General features: G+C 60.1%; 16 protein-coding genes. 6 read left to right on the forward strand and 10 right to left on the reverse strand.

The annotated features are described in order from the left end of the window. The first annotated feature begins 44 nt into the window (after nucleotides 1–44). Both I9185_RS04350 and I9185_RS04355 read left to right on the forward strand, forming a co-directional pair. Entirely contained in the window at nucleotides 45–2,507 is a 2,463-nt protein-coding gene (locus I9185_RS04350; protein WP_210092432.1) for a penicillin acylase family protein, read from the forward strand. Nucleotides 2,508–2,616: 109 nt separating this feature from the next. After that, on the forward strand, nucleotides 2,617–3,012 hold the full coding sequence (locus I9185_RS04355; RefSeq protein ID WP_171632108.1) for a nuclear transport factor 2 family protein: 396 nt from the start codon (nucleotides 2,617–2,619) through the stop codon (nucleotides 3,010–3,012). 1 nt (nucleotide 3,013) lies between these two features. On the opposite strand, the gene I9185_RS04360 is transcribed toward I9185_RS04355, so the two are convergent. The 5 genes from I9185_RS04360 to trkA form a co-directional block, all read right to left on the reverse strand. Then, nucleotides 3,014–3,319: a putative quinol monooxygenase gene (locus I9185_RS04360; RefSeq protein WP_210092433.1), complete on the reverse strand. Its 306-nt coding sequence runs from the start codon at nucleotides 3,317–3,319 to the stop codon at nucleotides 3,014–3,016. A 14-nt stretch (nucleotides 3,320–3,333) separates the two neighbouring features. After that, nucleotides 3,334–4,611: a GTPase HflX gene (gene hflX, locus I9185_RS04365; protein WP_210092434.1), complete on the reverse strand. Its 1,278-nt coding sequence runs from the start codon at nucleotides 4,609–4,611 to the stop codon at nucleotides 3,334–3,336. Then, nucleotides 4,611–4,850, reverse strand: a complete 240-nt coding sequence (hfq, locus tag I9185_RS04370) for an RNA chaperone Hfq (protein ID WP_005982826.1) — start codon at nucleotides 4,848–4,850, stop codon at nucleotides 4,611–4,613. Before hfq ends, hflX begins: the two co-directional genes overlap by 1 nt. Before the next feature lie 132 nt (nucleotides 4,851–4,982). Then, nucleotides 4,983–6,521, reverse strand: a complete 1,539-nt coding sequence (locus I9185_RS04375; RefSeq protein WP_171723168.1) for a potassium transporter TrkG — start codon at nucleotides 6,519–6,521, stop codon at nucleotides 4,983–4,985. Further along, a complete protein-coding gene (trkA, locus tag I9185_RS04380) occupies nucleotides 6,521–7,897 on the reverse strand; it encodes a Trk system potassium transporter TrkA (RefSeq protein WP_152458149.1) in 1,377 nt (458 codons plus the stop codon). Before trkA ends, I9185_RS04375 begins: the two co-directional genes overlap by 1 nt. 96 nt (nucleotides 7,898–7,993) lie before the next feature. Here trkA and I9185_RS04385 point away from each other — a divergent pair, with 96 nt between their 5' ends. Next, nucleotides 7,994–8,473: a hypothetical protein gene (locus I9185_RS04385; RefSeq protein ID WP_171632096.1), complete on the forward strand. Its 480-nt coding sequence runs from the start codon at nucleotides 7,994–7,996 to the stop codon at nucleotides 8,471–8,473. Between the two features lie 18 nt (nucleotides 8,474–8,491). On the opposite strand, the gene I9185_RS04390 is transcribed toward I9185_RS04385, so the two are convergent. From I9185_RS04390 to dusB, 5 genes are all read right to left on the reverse strand, one after another. Further along, nucleotides 8,492–9,901, reverse strand: a complete 1,410-nt coding sequence (locus I9185_RS04390) for a sigma-54 dependent transcriptional regulator (protein WP_152458151.1) — start codon at nucleotides 9,899–9,901, stop codon at nucleotides 8,492–8,494. Next, nucleotides 9,898–12,162: a PAS domain-containing sensor histidine kinase gene (locus tag I9185_RS04395; protein ID WP_171633817.1), complete on the reverse strand. Its 2,265-nt coding sequence runs from the start codon at nucleotides 12,160–12,162 to the stop codon at nucleotides 9,898–9,900. Before I9185_RS04395 ends, I9185_RS04390 begins: the two co-directional genes overlap by 4 nt. A 123-nt stretch (nucleotides 12,163–12,285) precedes the next feature. After that, entirely contained in the window at nucleotides 12,286–13,653 is a 1,368-nt protein-coding gene (locus I9185_RS04400) for a response regulator (RefSeq protein ID WP_171167875.1), read from the reverse strand. Continuing rightward, nucleotides 13,653–14,741, reverse strand: coding sequence for an ATP-binding protein (locus I9185_RS04405; protein WP_210092435.1), 1,089 nt, complete (start codon nucleotides 14,739–14,741; stop codon nucleotides 13,653–13,655). Before I9185_RS04405 ends, I9185_RS04400 begins: the two co-directional genes overlap by 1 nt. Then, nucleotides 14,738–15,721, reverse strand: a complete 984-nt coding sequence (gene dusB, locus I9185_RS04410; protein WP_280922527.1) for a tRNA dihydrouridine synthase DusB — start codon at nucleotides 15,719–15,721, stop codon at nucleotides 14,738–14,740. Before dusB ends, I9185_RS04405 begins: the two co-directional genes overlap by 4 nt. Before the next feature lie 182 nt (nucleotides 15,722–15,903). On the opposite strand from dusB, the gene I9185_RS04415 reads away from it, so the two are divergent. The 3 genes from I9185_RS04415 to I9185_RS04425 are packed head-to-tail and all read left to right on the forward strand — an operon-like array spanning nucleotide 15,904 to nucleotide 18,001. Beyond that, on the forward strand, nucleotides 15,904–17,034 hold the full coding sequence (locus I9185_RS04415) for a bifunctional 2-C-methyl-D-erythritol 4-phosphate cytidylyltransferase/2-C-methyl-D-erythritol 2,4-cyclodiphosphate synthase (protein WP_210092437.1): 1,131 nt from the start codon (nucleotides 15,904–15,906) through the stop codon (nucleotides 17,032–17,034). Further along, nucleotides 17,031–17,528: a phosphatidylglycerophosphatase A gene (locus I9185_RS04420; RefSeq protein ID WP_171723162.1), complete on the forward strand. Its 498-nt coding sequence runs from the start codon at nucleotides 17,031–17,033 to the stop codon at nucleotides 17,526–17,528. Before I9185_RS04415 ends, I9185_RS04420 begins: the two co-directional genes overlap by 4 nt. Beyond that, nucleotides 17,525–18,001: a CinA family protein gene (locus I9185_RS04425; RefSeq protein WP_171632082.1), complete on the forward strand. Its 477-nt coding sequence runs from the start codon at nucleotides 17,525–17,527 to the stop codon at nucleotides 17,999–18,001. Before I9185_RS04420 ends, I9185_RS04425 begins: the two co-directional genes overlap by 4 nt. The last annotated feature ends 187 nt before the right edge of the window (nucleotides 18,002–18,188 follow it).

The raw sequence follows: 18,188 nt of genomic DNA on the forward strand, positions 1-18,188 counted from the left end.
TAGTCTTTGCCCAACCTTCATCTGAATAAGAATCTGGGGCAGTAATGGGTCTTGTTTTCCGCTGGCTAGTGCGCATCGCGTCGGGTCTGATCATTCTGATCCTCGCCGCCATGGGCCTTGTCTATTTTCTGGCCAGCCAATCCCTGCCGGACTATGACCAAACGCTTGAGGTCGACGGCCTGACCGCCCCGGTTGAAATCGTACGCGACACCGCCAACGTGCCGCATATTCTGGGCCAGACCGATCCCGATGTGTTCTTTGGATTGGGATATGCCCATGCACAGGATCGACTGTGGCAGATGACGGTCATGCGCCGTACCGCGCAAGGCCGACTGTCCGAGGTCTTTGGCCCGCGCACGCTTCACATCGACAAGCTGCTGCGCAGACTGGACCTTTACGGGCTGGCCCACCGCTCGGTCGAGGCGCAGGACGATTATACCAAGGCCGCCCTGCGCGCCTATTCCGCCGGGGTCAATGCCCGCCTGACCGAGATCAACGAAGAGGCGCTGGGTCGCGGCGCACCCGAGATGTTCCTGTTCAACGCCACGGTCTCACCCTGGCAACCGGGTGACAGTATCGCGATGATCAAGCTGATGGCGCTGCAACTGTCAGGCCACCTGACCGATGAAGTTCTGCGTGCGCGCACGTCCCTGATGCTGAACAACCCCGAGCGTCTGGCCGATATCCTGCCCGACGTTCCCGGACCCGGGATCGCGGCGTTGCCGGAATATGCCACCCTGTTCCCAAATCTTCCGCGGTATGCGGCGGGAACGGACATTCCCGACACACCTCTTTCGCCCCTTCCCAAACGTGGTCTGGCCGGAGCTTCAAACGCCTGGACCGCCGCGCCGTCACGTTCTGCAAGTGGCGGAACCCTGTTGGCCAACGACCCTCATTTGGGTTTCACTGCGCCCGGGATTTGGTACCTGGCACATCTCGGATTGGAAAAAGGCGGTGTCATCGGGGCCTCGATCCCCGGTGTGCCCGCCATCATGACCGGACGCAGCGACCGGCTGGGATGGGGGCTTACATCCTCGTATCTTGACGATCAGGACGTACATATCGAGCAACTGAATCCTGACAACCCCGAGGAATACCTGACCCCGACCGGCTTCAAGGAATTCCAGACCCGCCCTTCGATCATCGAGATCAAGGGGGAAGCTCCGGTTACGCTGACCCTGCGCTGGACAGACAATGGGCCAGTGCTGCCGGGCACGGATTACAAGCTGGAAACGATCACGCCGCCGGGCCATGTGGCGTCGCTGTCCTGGACGGCGCTCAGCCCGCGGGACACGTCGATGTCGGCGTCCATGGCGCTGATGAACGCCGACAACGTGGAGCAGGCCATCGCGGTCGGTGAGCAGTTCATCGCGCCTTCTCAGAACCTGTCGCTGGTCGACAAGACGACCATCGGGATGAAGCTGATCGGCGCCATGCCTCGGCGTGATCCGCTAAACCAAAGCCGGGGGCGCATCCCCTCGCCCGGCTGGATCGAGGCCAATCGCTGGCAAGGCCGCCTGCCCTATGCCGGCAACCCGGAATTCGTGGCCCCCGTCGGCGGTGTTCTGGGCAACACGAACAACAAGATCTTAGACCGCCCGTTCCCGGATCACGTCTCGTATGAATGGGGCGATACGCAGCGCGTGCATCGCTGGGAACGCCTGATGCAATCGCGCGAGGTGCATACCCGCGACAGCTTTATCGAGGCGCAGCTGGACACGGTCAGCTTTACCGCACGGTCTCTGCTGCCGCTGATCGGTGCCGATCTGTGGTTCACCGGGGCTTCGGCCCCCGAAGGAACGCCGGAGCGCCAGCGCCAGATCGCGCTGTCGCTGCTGGCGGACTGGAACGGTGAGATGAACGAACACCTGCCCGAGCCGTTGATCTATGCGGCCTGGCTGCGTGCGCTGCAAATCCGGCTGATTTCGGACGAGCTTGGGCCTTTGGCCAGCGAATACAAACATGTCGAACCGCTGTTCATCGAACGAGTCTACCGCGACATTGACGGCGCGGGTGTCTGGTGCGACGTGATCCAAAGCGCACCGTTCGAGACATGCACCGAGATGGCACGGCTTGCGCTGGACGACGCGCTGATCTGGATCTCTGAACGATATGGCAGCGCACTTGAATCCCTGCGTTGGGGCGACGCGCATCAGGCAACGCATGATCACCCCGTGCTGGGCTCTGTCCCGATATTGCGTTTTTTTGTGAACATTCGCCAATCGACCAGCGGCGGCGACAACACATTGCTGCGTGGCCGAACATCGGGCGAAGGGCCTGATCCGTTCCAGAATGTGCACGGCGCCGGGTATCGCGGGGTTTATGACTTTGCCGACCCCAACAGCTCGGTCTTCATTACGGCGACCGGGCAATCGGGTCATTTCCTGTCGCGTTACTATGACGATCAGGCGCAGCTGTGGCGGCGTGGAGAATACATACCCATGTCACTGGATCTTGATCTGGCCCGCGCTGCGGCTGTCGGGGTTACCAATCTGATCCCGCGATAATCCGCCTATTCGGCAAGTCCCCGCCCTGTTCGCGGGGGCATCGTGGCACCGACAGCTTTATTCGCCTAACATAACGGCACCGATCATGTGGGACCAAAAGGGGGCGAGTATGGCCAGCATTCGGGATACTCTGAATAACCTCGCGCGAGACTACGCAATAGCCTGGAGCTCGGGTGACCCCGACGCGGTTGCCGGCTTCTTCGCGTCAAACGGGCAGGTCACCATCAACCGGGGCGACCCGATCGAGGGGCGCGTGGCGATCGCCGACATGGCCCGGAGTTTTTACGCGGATTTTCCGGATCTTGAGCTGCGTTGCGACATGATGCGATGGGCCGGATCTCATGCCATATTTGTCTGGACCCGCGAAGGGCACCATTCCGTAACCGGCAATCACGTCATAGCGCGCGGCTGGGAAGAGTGGGAACTGACGTCAGATTACCTTGTACAATCATCATCGGGCTGGTTCGACGCCGATGACCATCAACGGCAGATTGACGGGGCCTGACTCAACGTCCACTGGATGCGCGTTCTATCCTGTAGTCCCGCGGTATCCCCTGAGTGACCCGCGACCAGTCAGACGCCCGTGTCCGGGCCTGATGTGCATCGAAAGCCTGCTGATCTGCAAATACTTCTGACACGTTGAACCGACCCGGACAGGTCTGATCCTCGATCACGTCAAAGGATATGCAGCCCTGTTCCGCACGGGTCAGTTTCACATGGTCCGGCAACGCCGCGCGCACCTCTTCCAGCCGGTCCACAGGCACATCGATATGGCCGGTCAGGAACACTCTTTGGTCCGGCTTGTCGGACATATCCGGCCCCATCGCTAATTCTTCAGCGCCTCGAACTGAGCCGCCTGTTTATCGGTCCACAATACCGTGATGCGGAAACCGTCATCGGTCTGTTCTTCTGTGCGCACCACATCCTGCCGGAACAACCAGGCCCGCTTGTCCCCGTCCGAGAAAGACAGATCCAATACCGCCTCACGGCGTGCACCTTGCAGATGCATCGCGATCTCGGTCAGCAAAGGTGCGATGCCTTCCCCGGTCACAGCCGAAATCGCAAATATCTCAGGATCTCGGTCCGCCCGCGCTAATGTCGCCTCGCGTTCATCAGCGCTCAGCAGATCTATCTTGTTCCAGACCTCAAGCCGGGGCCTCTCTTCGTCGACGCCCAGCGAGGTCAGGATCGCCTCGACATCCTGCGCCTGCGCCTCGGTTTCCTCGTGGCTGATATCACGCACATGGACGATCAGGTCGGCCCCCAGGACTTCTTCCAGCGTCGCCCGGAAAGCCGCCACAAGCTCGGTCGGGAGGTTCGAGATAAAGCCCACCGTGTCCGACAGGATCACTTCGGGGCCGTCGGGCAACTGTACGCGGCGCATGGTCGGATCCAGTGTGGCGAACAGCATGTCCTTGGCCATCACTTCGGCCCCAGTCAGGTGATTGAACAGCGTCGATTTCCCTGCGTTCGTATACCCGACGAGTGCGACGATTGGATAAGGCACCTTGGCCCGGGCGGCCCGGTGCAGTGTCCGGGTCTTGACCACCTTCTGCAACTGCCGCCGCAAGCGCACCAATTGCTCGTCAATGGCGCGGCGGTCGGCTTCGATCTGGGTTTCGCCGGGTCCGCCGACAAATCCCAAACCACCGCGCTGACGTTCAAGGTGAGTCCACGCCCGTACCAGTCGCGTCCGCTGATAGCTTAGCGCGGCCATCTCGACCTGCAATACCCCTTCCCGCGTGCGGGCGCGATCGCTGAAAATCTCTAGGATCAACCCGGTCCGATCGAGGATCTTGACCTTCCACGCCTTTTCCAGATTGCGCTGCTGCACCGGGGTCACCGGCCCGTCGATCAGAACCAGCTCAACCTCGTTGTCGCGAAAACGCGCACCAAGTTCTTCAATCTTGCCGCTGCCGAACAAATACCCGGCCTGCGCGCGTTGAAGTCGCACGATTTCTGATCCGATCACGTCCAGATCGGGCAATGCGGCGGCCAGTGCCACCGCCTCTTCCAGCGCCGGTTCGGGGACACGGCGCTGTTCATCTGATTTGATTTCGGGATGCAGCACCCAGGCCCGGGTGCGCGCCCGCTCATGTTCCATCAAGAGGCGTCTTCGCCCTCATACAGGTTGATCGGCTGTGACGGCATGATGGTCGAAATCGCGTGTTTGTAGACCAGCTGCGACTGTCCGTCGCGGCGCAACAATACGCAGAAATTGTCGAACCAGGTGATGACACCCTGCAATTTCACACCGTTGATCAGGAAAATCGTGACCGGAACCTTAGCTTTCCGTACATTGTTCAGGAAGGCATCCTGAAGATTCTGTCTGTCCGAAGCCATATTTTTATAATCTCGCCATTGTTCTTGCTACGCGCTGCGGACCAACGCGCTCCCTCCGGCAGAGTATGGAGTGCTACGCACAGATATTCCAGATGAAAAATCAGGCGTTAGCCGCCGCACGATGTGCCCGGCTCAATCCCGCCAAAGCGACGGGGTGATCAGGGCGATGATCGCCAGCGTTTCCAGACGCCCGATGACCATGGCCGCGCACAGCGTCAGCTTGGCGCTGGCAGAAAGATCGATCAGGCGAATTGGAACGTCCGTGGCCAACTCGATCAACGGCCCCGTCGTGCTGAGCGTGGCCACGCTGAGCACCATGGCCTGTTCGAACCCGGACCCCATCGCCGCAAGCAGAAGGTTGAAGACCGCAAGGGTCAGCGCAAAGAGCATCAGAAAGATCCAGGCGATGAACGCACCATCGCTTTGAATGCGGCGATTGCCCCCCCCTGCACCGCTGACGGATGAGGGATAGATCAGGCGGTCGATCTCTCGTGCGCCATTCAGATAAAGCGCGAAGACCCGCAACAGCTTGACCCCTCCGGCTGTCGTCGCGACCCCGCCGCCGATCAATGCCAGCCCCATCAACAGCAAACCGGGCGTTCCCAAACCCGACAGTTGCTGTGCGTCGTTCCAGTTCGCGCTTTCGAAACCGGCCGTCGTCAGGAAAGCCAGAACGGTGAACAGCATCCCCCAGATGACCTGCAAGGCCTGCAATGGTTCCATTTGACCACCGATTTCCGTCACGCCCGCGACAACCCGGAAGAACAACAGGATTGCGACGCCCAGGACAATCATCAGACCAATACGAAACTCGGGGTCCGTATCCAGACGGGAATAGCCTGTTGTCGCGGTATCCTTCGAAAAAGTCAGACGCGAGAGAGCAAAGAACAGGAACAGAAACAGGATGGCTTCGCCCGTAAACCCGGCCTGCGCCCCTTCCATGCCCCCGACAGGAGAGATGCCGGACGTGGCCATCACTGCCATCGCATGGCACACCGCCGTCAGACCGACTTCACCGGCGATCAACAGAAGAACCCAGATCACGGTCGTCAGCCCGACATAGACTGGCGTCAGGGTCCTGGCGACACGGATCAGACGGCCACGCGGGTCCACGCGTTCGCTCTGCGCCACCCCTGACACCGGGCGCCCCGGCTGGCCTTTGGCAGTGACCTCGAACCCGCCAAGCGACAGCGGCGCAAGGATCGCCGCAGCGGCGATCCACATCAGCAGGCCGCCCATCCAACCGACCATGGCGCGCCACAAATGCAACGGGGCCGTCAGGCGGGCCGGATCCGGAAACAGGTCCGCCCCCGTGGTCGTCAGAGAGCTGACCATATCGAAATAGGCGTTCAGAAAGGTGGTCGTACCAAGCGCGTCGTGAAATGGGATCGCAAGAAATATGGGCAGCAGCGTGAAACAGGCCAGCATCACCGCCAGCTGCCCCAACGTGCCGCGCCGGGGTATGCGGTTGGAGGACGCCATCGCGATGGTGGCTACCAGAAACAAGCCCAGGATCCCGGAATACAGAAAGGATCGTGACGTGTCGTGATCGTCCAGAGCCAATGCATAGATCGCCGGAATCCACATGGTCAGGGATGCAATGCCCCAGATCAGCAGGAACAACGGCAACCGCCGCAACAATCCAACCTGTTGTGTCCCTGCATGCGCCATCAGAAGAAATCGATTGAAACCTGCATCAGGCGTTCAACCTCTGGCACGTCCTTGGCCATGGCAAAGATTGCGACCACATCTTTTTCATCGATCCGCAGGCTGCCTGTCGGTCGCAGAACCTCGTCTCCCTTGCGGACCGCGCCCACAAGCACCCCCTCGGGGAAGTCGATATCGCGCAGACGTTGCCCGGCCATAGGCGAGGTCGACAGAACCTCGGCCTCGATCACTTCGGCCTCGGCGTCCCCGATTGAATAGACCTGACGCACCCGTCCATGCCGGATGTGCCGCAGGATCGAGCTGACGGTCGTGGCCCGCGGATTGATATAAGCATCGATCCCCAAAGGCCCCATCAGGGCCACCATGCTGGGGTCGTTGATCAATGCAATCGCCAGAGCGCACCCTTCGGCCTTGGCACGCACCGCAGCCAGCATGTTCGTACGGTCGTCATCCGTAACTGCCAGCATCGCATCGGCCCGTTCGATCCCCGCCTCGCTCAGCAACCCGGCATCCAGCCCGTCGCCATGCAGCACGATCGTCCGTTCCAGAGCTTCGGCGGCGAGTTCAGCACAATGGCGGTCGCGCTCGATGATCTTGGCCCGCACGCGGCTTTCGCGTTCTTCCAGCGTTCTGGCCACTTCCAGCCCGACATTTCCGCCGCCCACGATCACCACGCGATCCTGCCGTTTTTGCGCTTTGCCGAACACCTCCATGGTGCGATCCACGTCCTTGACGTTGGTGAAGACATAGCATTCATCGCCCACGAACAGCTGATCTTCGGACTCGGGCGCAAACAGCGTGCCTTCGCGCCGCACCCCAACCACAATGGAACTGAGGGTCGAGAACAGATCCGTCAGCTGCCGCAACGGCGTATTGACGATCGGGCAATCCTCTTCCACCCGCACTCCAAGCAGCTGCGCCTTGCCGTCCATGAAAATCTCGGTGTCAAAGGCGGATGGGGCAGACAGGCGGCGCATGGCGGCGGCGGCAACTTCGCGTTCGGGGCTGATCACCACATCAATCGGCAGATGATCACGACGGTACAGATCCGAGTGGATCGCCTCGAGATAGGATTTCGACCGCAGGCGCGCGATCTTGCGCTGGATCGAAAAGACCGAGTGCGCCATCTGGCAGGTGACCATGTTCACCTCATCCGAATGGGTGGCGGCAATGATCATGTCAGCGTCACGGGCCCCTGCCCGTTCCAGCACGTCCGGATAACTTGCAAACCCGGCGATCCCCTGCACATCAAGCGTTTCAGTCGCCCGCCTTACAAGGTCGGGATTGTTGTCCACGACGGTAACATCGTTCAGCTCGCCCGAAAGATGCCGCGCGATCTGCCAGCCGACCTGACCCGCACCGCAAATAATGACCTTCATGCTTCTGGCCCTTCTGCCTGAAAGGATTGAATGACAGATGCCCCCAGAGCGGTCAATTGAATTGTCATCGCAGCCCGGCTGCGGCATGATAAGCATATGAAAACGCTGTTTCCTATGCTGTTACCTTTGATGGTGCTGTCTTCTTGCGGACCACTTTCGCTGTACTACCGCGAAGGTGAAACCGTATCGCGCCTGCAAAAAGAGACCACTCAGTGCCAGCTGAAGGCGGTCAAGGAAGTGCCGGTAGCCAATCAGATCCGCCAAAGCCCGCCAACCTATTGGCCGGGGCGCACATATTGCGATGGCAGGGGTCGTTGCTATCAATCACCCGGCTGGTGGCAGCCCGGCCGTGTTTATACCGTGGATGTGAATCAGGGCCTGCGCAACACGGTCGAAGCGCAATGCATGGCACAGAAAGGGTTTCGACCCGTAAGCCTGCCGCCGTGCAAACAGAACGTGAAATCACGCGTGCCCGCAACGCGAACAACCACTTTGCCACCGCTCAACAGCGCGTCGTGCTTTGTGAAATTCGATGACGGCTCATTTCAGATCATAACGCCCGGTCAGGCCGGCTGAGGCCGTGCGACCGGCAGATTATTCTGCCGGTTCGGGTTCATCGATTTGCGCCACGCGCGCGCCGGATTTGTTCGAAGTCACTACGCCCAGCGATTTCAATTTCCGATGCAGGGCGCTGCGTTCCATGCCCACAAAGCTGGCCGTACGGCTGATATTGCCGCCAAACCGGTTAATCTGTGTCAGCAGATACTCTCGCTCGAACGCCTCGCGGGCTTCGCGCAACGGCAAGGTGGCCAGTGCGCCAGACAACACGACACGACCTGAATCTTCTGCCTTTTCTTCTTCGTTGGGCAACTCACGCGCCTCAATCGGGCCGGAGCCATCGCCAAGGATCAGAACCCGCTCGATCAGGTTTTTGAGCTGGCGCACGTTGCCGGGCCATGTCATCGTCTGCAACAGGGCAACAGCCTCTTCCGACAATTCCCTGATCGGCAAACCCTGGGTTTCGTTGCACATCTCAATAAAGTGCTGCGCCAGAACCGGGATATCTTCGCGCCGATCTTCCAGTGACGGCACGGCAATCGGGACGACGTTCAGACGGTGGTACAGCTCTTCCCGGAACCGTTCAGCCGCGATTTCTTCGTCAAGATCCTTGCTTGTTGACGAGATCACGCGAAGGTCCACGCGCACCTTGTCACTGCCACCGACACGCTGGAACTGCTGATCCACCAGCACCCGCAGGATTTTTGACTGTGTCCCAAGGGGCATGTCGGCGACTTCGTCAAAATAGACCACGCCTCCATGCGCCTCTTCCAGCAAACCCGATTCCACGCCGCGTTCCGCCGATTCCCGGCCAAACAGCACCTCTTCCACACGTTCGGGTTCGATCCCGGCGCAGTTTACCGTGACAAATGGCGCGTTGGCGCGATTGGAGTGGGCATGGATATACCGTGCTGCGATCTCTTTGCCGGACCCAGCTGGGCCGCTGAGCATCACGCGGCCATTCGACTTGGTCACCTTGTCCAACTGCCCCTGCATGGCGCGGAACGCGGCGGATTTGCCGATCATGTCGGAATTGTTGACTTCTTTCCGCTTCAGAGACGCATTCTCGCGACGCAGGCGAGAGGTCTCCATCGCGCGGCGGATCACCACCATCAACTGGTCTATGTTGAACGGCTTTTCGATAAAATCATAGGCGCCCTGCTTGATTGCGGCGACGGCAATTTCAATGTTGCCGTGGCCGGAAATGATCACCACCGGCACATCCGGGTTGTCGCGTTTCACCGCTTTCAGGATATCGATGCCATCCATTCGGCTGTCTTTCAGCCAGATATCCAGGATCAACAACCCCGGCGGTTCAGAGTTGATCGACGCCATGCACTCGTCCGAGTTGGCCGCCAGCCGGGTTGAATAGCCTTCGTCCTCCAGAATGTCGGACACCAGCTCGCGAATATCGCGCTCATCATCTACGATCAGAATGTCACTCATCTTTGGCCTGCTTTCAGTTTGTTGGTTCTAATTGCCTGCTTCTGTGGCGCTGCCGCTTGGGACCCAGTAACCCCCGGCAATCGGATCACGGCCATCGCGCCAAAATGGTCCTGTCCGTCAAATACGGGCGCATCCTCGAGGGTCAGCGCGCCGCCATGCTCTTCAATGATCTTCTTGACGATGGGCAGGCCCAGCCCGGTCCCTTCGTCACGTGTCGTTACATAGGGCTCAAACAGCCGTGCCCGATCCTCGGGCAGGCCGATCCCGTTGTCTGCAATGGTTATGACCGTACCCGCATCATCACTGGTGACCGCCACTTTGATCTGGGGCTGAAGGTTGTCGGGCGCCCCTTTTTCCTTAAGGGTTGCAATGGCTTCCCCGGCATTCTTGATGAGGTTGGTAAGCGCCTGGTTCAGCATGGTTGCATCCACATCGGCCATGATGGGCTGTTGCGGCAGATCAGCATCGATCTGCACATCCGGCTGCCCGGCCTGTTGCAGCAGGACAGCCTCGTGCACCAGATCAACAAGGTTTTCTTCCCTGCGTTCAGGTTCAGGCATCCGTGCAAATTTCGAGAATTCATCCACGATGCGACGCAGGTCGTTGGTCTGCCGCACAATCACGTTCGTCATCGAATCCAGGCTGCTGCTGTCTTCCTCGTCCAGTTTGCGCGAGAACTTGCGCTTGATCCGTTCCGCGCTCAGCTGGATCGGGGTCAGAGGGTTCTTGATCTCATGCGCGATGCGGCGGGCCACGTCACCCCAGGCCGCCATCCGTTGGGCGCTGACCAGATCGGTGACGTCATCGAAGGCAACCACATAACCTTCCAGGCCACCATCTTCTCCGCGACGGATGGCCATGCGGACCAACAGGTTCTCAAGCCGTCCCTTGCGGGTCACTTTGATTTCGCCCTGAACGGCCTCTTGCCCGCTGTCTTTCAGACTTTCGAACAGGGGCAGAAATTCCGGCACCGCAATGCCGATGGCCAGATGCTGCTCGCCCCCGGTCCAATCCAGCAACCGCTCGGCCGAACGGTTCACGAATGTAATGCATCCTTCCGGGTCCACTCCAACGACACCCGAAGTGACCGAACTGAGCACCGAATCGAACAGACGGCGCCGGCTTTCAATTTGCCGCGTGTTCTCCAACAGCGTATCGCGCTGTCCTTTCAACTGCCGGGTCATCTGGTTGAAATACCGGCCCAGCATCGCGATTTCGTCGTCGCTGGCCTCTTCAATCACCTGGACGCTCAGATCACCGGCCCCAACCCGCTGCGCCGCGGTGGTCAACCGCCCCACGGGACGCGACAACCGCTCGGCAAACCACATGCCCAGGGACATAGCCGCAAGGATCAGGATCAACGCAAAGCCCAGATACAACAGGCCGAACTCGAACAGCACCCTGCCCCGTTCGCTTTCCAGTTGCTGATAGAACTGTGCCGTTTCCTTAGTATCGTCCAGCAGCGTCAATAACTGCCCATCCACCTCGCGGCTGACATAGAGATAGCGATCCAGATAAGCCTTCAGAGGGACCAGCGCCCGGAACTCATTGTTGGGCCAGTCGGCGATGATCAGCAGGCCCTTGTCCGTGGCTTCTGCAATCTGCTCGGGGGTTGGGGCTTCGTAGTTGAACAGGTAGGACCGGTCCCCGCGCGATTTGATTTCGCCACCACCGTCGATGACATAGGCTTCGCGCAGCCCCCGTTGAATCTGAGCCTGCCCCTGCGCCAGAACTTCGCGCAGTTCAGCGTCCGAGATATAGAAGTCCAGCGATCGCGCATTATCCAGATATCGCGCAAGAACAGACGCGTCTTGCGTCAACCCCCGACGGTGTTCCTGTTCATACGCTTCTGCTGCCGTCAGCGAAGATCCCACAACCTGACGTACGCGGTCGGAAAACCAGCCCTCAAGGCCGATATTGACGGTCAATCCGGCAAAAATCGCCACGGTCACGGTTGGAACCAGCGCCAGCAGAGTAAACGCCCCGATCAGGCGCAAATGCAGGCGCGAACCCGCCGACTTGGCCCGACGTGCGGCAATCAAGCTGCCAACCTGCCCAAGCACAAGTGCAGCAACAACCAGAACGTATACGAGATCGGCCAACAGAATCAGCCGCAAAGTCGGTGCCGTCGCGCCAAGATCGAAAGGACCGATGACAAGGTAAGTGGCCAGCGCCAGAACAGGCCCCATGAGAACCAGGCCAAACGTGCCAAAGTTGCGCAGTTTCCGTGATTTACGCCATCGACTGATCGATGGGATCATCCCGCTCTGTGCTCGGGTTGCCACTGTCTGCCCTCATCCTGATGTGCCGCTTGCGCGGCTTACCGCCATATATCGTGATCTTTTCCCAACAGATGCCGGGATGCCACGGTTTGTGTGGCGATATTACATCAGTTTGCGTCGACGTGTCACCTGAATATCGAGATCCGTAATCTTTTTTCGCAACGTATTTCGGTTGATTCCCAGCAAATCGGCACATTTCGCCTGATTTCCGCCGGTTGCATCCAGCGCGATTTCGATCAGCGGGGCCTCAACTTCCCGTAAAATGCGCTGATACAGGCCCGGGGGCGGCAAAATGTTGCCGTGCAGGTCAAAATATCTCCGCAGATGCCGCTCGACCGAGGTCGAGAGCTTTTCGCGTTCGCCGCCGCTCAGGACCGGTTCCGCCTCTGGCTGGCTGCCCAGCACCGTTTCCACTTCGGCTTTGGTGATTTCATCGGCTCGGCTGGTCAGACCCAACCGGCGCACGGCATTTTCCAGTTGCCGCACGTTCCCGGGCCAGGAATAGCGCCGCACCAGTTCCACCGCCTCGGGGCTGAGCCAGCGTTTGGTGCCGTTTTCCCGCTCTTCCCGAGCCAGAAAGTGCTCGGCCAGCAGCGGAATGTCATCCACCCTTTCACGCAGTGATGGAACGTGGATCGTCGCCCCGCACAAACGATAATAAAGGTCCTGACGGATGCGCCCGTTCTCCATCCCTTCGGTCAGGTCTGATTGGCTGGTGGCCATGAAACGGGGAACGTGATCGCCCGGAGTATCCATCATGCGGACGATGCGCGCCTGAACCTCATCTTCGATATCTGCGATTTCGTCTATCAACAGCGTGCCGCCGCGAACCCGCGCCATCACACGGGCCGGGCCTTCCAGATCACGCAGTTCGGCAGCGGTGACAGTGACAAAGGGCAAGGTTCGACGGTCGGAAAAATCGTGAATGGCCCGCGCAATCAGTGACTTGCCCGTGCCGCTTTCACCGGAAATCATGACCGAGAGGTCCGTGTTCATCACCCGGGCGACCAACCGGTACAGAGCCTGCATCACTGGTGTTCGCCCGACCAGTGGCAGTTCTTCGGGGCGCTCGCTTGTGCCCACGGCCGGCTCTGGCTGGGCGCGTTGCTTCTGATCCAGCGCCCGCGCCGTCCGTTTCATCAGATCCGGCAGGTCGAAGGGTTTTGGCAGATAGTCGTACGCATCCGCCTCTGTCGCCTGAATCGCCGTCATGATGGTGTTTTGTGCGGAAATCACGATCACCGGCAAACCGGGGCGGTCTTCGGCAATCTTCGGCAGCATCTCAAGACCGTTTCCATCGGGCATGACCACGTCGGAAATCACCACGTCGCCTTTTCCCTCGCCGACCCAGCGCATCAACGTGGTCAGTGATGAGGTCGCATGCACCTTGCACCCGGCACGCGTCAGGGCCTGTGTCAGAACAGTGCGGATCGTGCGATCGTCGTCCGCGACCAGTACGGTGCCATCCATCAGGTGCTCTCCTTCTTGTCCTCGATTGCGTCTCGCGGCGCGCGGCGCAGCGACAGTTTGAATACCGTTCGCCCGGGCACGGATTCGGCCGAAATCCAGCCGTCATGGTCCGAGATGATCTTGCTGACCAGCGCCAGCCCCAGGCCGGTGCCGTTTTCCTTGCCGGATACGAAGGGATCAAAAATATCGCCGCGGATGTCTTCTGGCAGGCCCAGACCATCATCGATGATCTCAATCTGCAAGGGCAGCGAATGCCCTGACCCGTCACTGCGACGCAACCGGAAGGAATGTTCGAAATAGGTCCGCAGGCGGATCGTTCCGCCCTGCGGTCCTGCCGCTTCGGACGCATTCCTGAGCAGGTTCAGGATCACCTGCAGAATCTGATCCGGGTCTCCGTAAGCCAGCGGCAGCGACGGGTCATAGTCTTCGACGATCGTCATGTCAGCGCCAAATCCCAACAATGCCGACCGTCTTGCGCGATCCAGCACATCGTGGATGTTGACTGGCTTGAAGTCAGGTTTCTGAAGGTTCCCGAATTGCTCGACCTGTTCCAGCAACTTCACGATCCGGCGGCTTTCGGCAACAATAAGATCCGTTAATTCAAGATCTTGCGGCGATATATTCATGCTGAGCAACTGCGCCGCACCAGTGATCCCGGCCAGCGGGTTCTTGATCTCGTGCGCCAGCATTTCCGCCATGCCGATGGCGGATTGTGCCGCGGATTTGACCGTATTCCCCCGCGTCATCCGACCTGCCAGTTCACGAGGCGAGATGATCATGATCATGGAGCCCGGATGCCCGACCAAAGGCGCAATCTGCAACGCGCATTGCAGCGGCGCTCGGCTACCCGACCCCACATCCACATCATTCACGAACAATGGCGTGCCCTGCCAGCGGGCGCGCTCGAACGCCTCTTCCAACGGCGCGTCCACGGCGATCTGATCCCACACCGGATGGCCGATCACCGATTTGCGCGACGCATTCAGAAACCCCTCACCCGCAGCATTCACATCGGATATCCGATCCTGTTCATCAATAATGAACGCCGGAACCGGCAGCGAGTTCCAGATGCTGGCATCGGAATTCATGCCGCCACCTCGTCCGTGTCGCTGAGTGCAACCGCCAACAGGCGCAGAACTTCCGCCGGATCACGTGACGTCAGCACAGCCCGACGCAAGGGCGCAGGCGTTGCTGCGTCATCCATGTACCATCCCAGGTGCTTTCGGGCGACACGCAGACCCAGATCGGAGCCGTAGAAATCCAGCATCGCTTGATAATGCGCGCAAACCAAATCAACCAGATCATGGCCGGTCGGAATCTCGGGCGCCTCGGCCCCGTACAGGTCGTGACAGATTTGCGCCAACACCCAAGGCTTGCCCTGGGCGCCACGACCGACCATCACCCCATCCGCGCCGGATTGGCGCAACGCGGATCGGGCGGCGTCAGTGTTCACGATATCTCCGTTCGCGATGACCGGGATCGATACGGCCTCTTTCACCGCCCGGATTGCCCGCCAATCGGCGTGACCCTTGTAGAACTGACAGCGTGTGCGGCCATGGATCGTGACCATCTGAATACCCGCGTCCTGAGCGCGGCGTGCCACGTCGGGCGCGTTCAACAGAGTGTCGTCCCATCCCAGCCGGGTTTTCAGCGTCACCGGCAGATCGACCGCTCCCACCACGGCCTCGATCAGTGCCAGCGCGTGATCCGGTGTTTTCAGAAGGGCCGAGCCGGAATAACCGTTTGTTACCTTCTTGGCGGGGCACCCCATGTTGATGTCGATCACTCGCGCGCCACGGTCGGCCACCTGACGGGCCGCCTCGGCCATCCAATGGGCCTCACGCCCGGCCAGTTGCACGGCGGTGTTTTCCACATCCGCGGACAGTTCCGCCCGTTCCCGCACACCGGGCTTGGCCTGCACCATCTCTTGACTGGCGACCATTTCACTGACGACCATACCCGCACCGAAACGCATCACCAGATCGCGAAACGGGCGGTCGGTGATTCCGGCCATGGGGGCCAGCAAAACAGGCGGTGTTATTTCTTTGTCGGCAAGGTGCAGTGTCAACGTGCTTAATCCTTGGGCAGTTGTGGATTTGATATCGCTTTCTGCGCATATGAACAACAAATCGGCATGCAGCAAGCCCGCAAAATCATCATTTGCCTAATTATTAATCTCATGACCATGGGTGATTGCCTCTGCATTCACCGCCGCCTAAACAATGCCCATCACGAGGAGAGCGCGCACATATGACAACCGCTGCCATCATAGTTGCCGCCGGTCGCGGGTCGCGCGCCGGGGGTGGCGTGCCAAAACAATGGCGCAGCCTTGCGGGCCGGCGGGTGGCCGATTGGACGATCGAGCGCTTTCGCGGACAGGTGGATCACATTGTCCTGGTGTTGTCCGACGAAGACAGCGTCGCATGGGAAGAATTCCGTGAAACCGACCTGATCCTGGCTTCGGGCGGAACGGATCGCGCGGGATCGGTGCGCAATGGATTGGCTGCACTGGCCGGCCGGAACGTACAGCGCGTTTTGATCCATGACGTTGCAAGGCCTTGCGTCACACCCCGCATCATCACCGACGTTCTGAATGCCCTGGAAACATGTCCGGCGGCGGCGCCCGGGCTGGCGGTGACGGATGCGCTGTGGGTTGGGCATGAACAGGCCGTGACCGGCACGCAGGATCGCAGCAAACTGTTCGCCGCGCAAACTCCGCAGGGGTTTCACTATGACGCGATCATCGCCGCCCACGCCGCCCATCCGGGCGAAGCTGCGGATGATGTCGAAGTGGCCCGCGCCGCCGGCCTTGATGTCTGCATCGTACCGGGCGATGCGGACAATCTGAAGATCACCCGACCCGAGGATTTTGCCCGGGCGGAACGCATAATGGGAACGGAAATGGATGTAAGGCTGGGCAACGGGTACGATGTGCACCGTTTTGGCGATGGGGATCATGTGATCCTTTGCGGTGTGAAAGTGCCGCATGACCGCGGACTGCAAGGCCATTCGGATGCCGATGTCGGAATGCACGCGGTCACCGATGCGATCTATGGCGCTCTGGCACAGGGCGATATCGGGCAGCATTTCCCGCCTTCGGACCCGCAATGGAAAGGCGCCGCCAGCGAGATTTTCCTGCGCCACGCGGTCGAGCTGGCAGGGCAGATGGGATACCGCATCTCGAATGTCGATTGCACGCTGGTCTGCGAATATCCAAAGATTGGCCCGCACGCAGTGGCCATGCGAGAAAAGATGTCTGAAATCATGGGCCTGCGTGCAGATCAAGTTTCGGTCAAGGCGACAACGTCCGAGCGATTGGGCTTCACCGGCCGCAGCGAGGGCATCGCCTCTTTGGCCACAGCCTGTCTGGTGAAAGCATGAACGCGGCACAGATGATCGGGACTGTCGGCGGCGTCGGCCATTTGCGCCCTGCCCCGGGCACCTGGGGATCGCTGGTGGCCCTGCCGATGGCCTGGGTATTGCACATGCTGGGTGGTTTCCCGTTGCTGGCCCTCGCAACGGTTGCGGTTTTTGTCGGTGGCCTCTGGGCCACACGCGTGATGACCGAAGGTCAGGATGACCACGACCCATCCGAAATCGTCATTGATGAGGTCGCAGGCCAGTTCATCGCGCTTTGGGCAATTTCCTATCCGTCCTGGGCGCATGGAATCGACATTACCGCGCTCTGGCCCGGCTGGGTTGCCGGGTTCATCCTTTTTCGTCTGTTCGACATCACCAAACCCGGCCCTGTCGGCTGGGCCGATCGGCGTGGCGATCCGATGGGCGTGATGCTGGATGACGTGATTGCAGGTATATTTGCAGCCATCGGAGTGATGGTTCTGGCAGGTATCGCACACGGAGTTCTGGGGCTATGAACGTGACAGACCTGCTGGACCGCGCCAAGGCGCAGGGCGTGATGATCGCCACCGCCGAAAGCTGCACCGGCGGCATGGTCGCTGCGGCCCTGACCGATATTCCCGGCAGCTCTGCCGTCGTGGATCGGGGTTTCGTCACCTACACCAACGAGGCCAAACAGGACATGCTGGGCGTTCAGGCCGAAACGCTGAACGCGCACGGTGCGGTTTCCGAACAGGTGGCCCGCGAAATGGCAGAAGGTGCGCTGCGCAATTCACTGGCGCAACTTGCCGTCGCGATCACCGGTATTGCCGGGCCGGGCGGGTCCGAATTCAAACCTGAAGGGCGTGTGTGTTTCGGGTTGGCCGCCGAGGGGCGGCCGACGCATGTCGAAACCGTCGAATTCGGCGCACCCGGTCGCGATGCCGTGCGTCGCGCGGCGCGTGACCACGCCTTGGCCCTGCTGTATACGGCCCTTTCCGCAGGTGCCTAATCTTTCAGCACCTGACCAATAGAACCGCTGCTTTTAAAGTCAGTTGAAAAAAGGCCGCCAAAACAGGCGCTTTTTTTTGCCATGCCTCTTTTTTCTCCAACCGACGGTGGCTTGAAACAGCCCACACCGCTCACGCAGCGCCGATCCGCGCCCAGTTTCCACGGATCCGCGCACTCATTCGGAAGGG

It is taken from the genome of Ruegeria sp. HKCCSP346 (assembly GCF_017872595.1).
Taxonomy (GTDB): domain Bacteria; phylum Pseudomonadota; class Alphaproteobacteria; order Rhodobacterales; family Rhodobacteraceae; genus Ruegeria.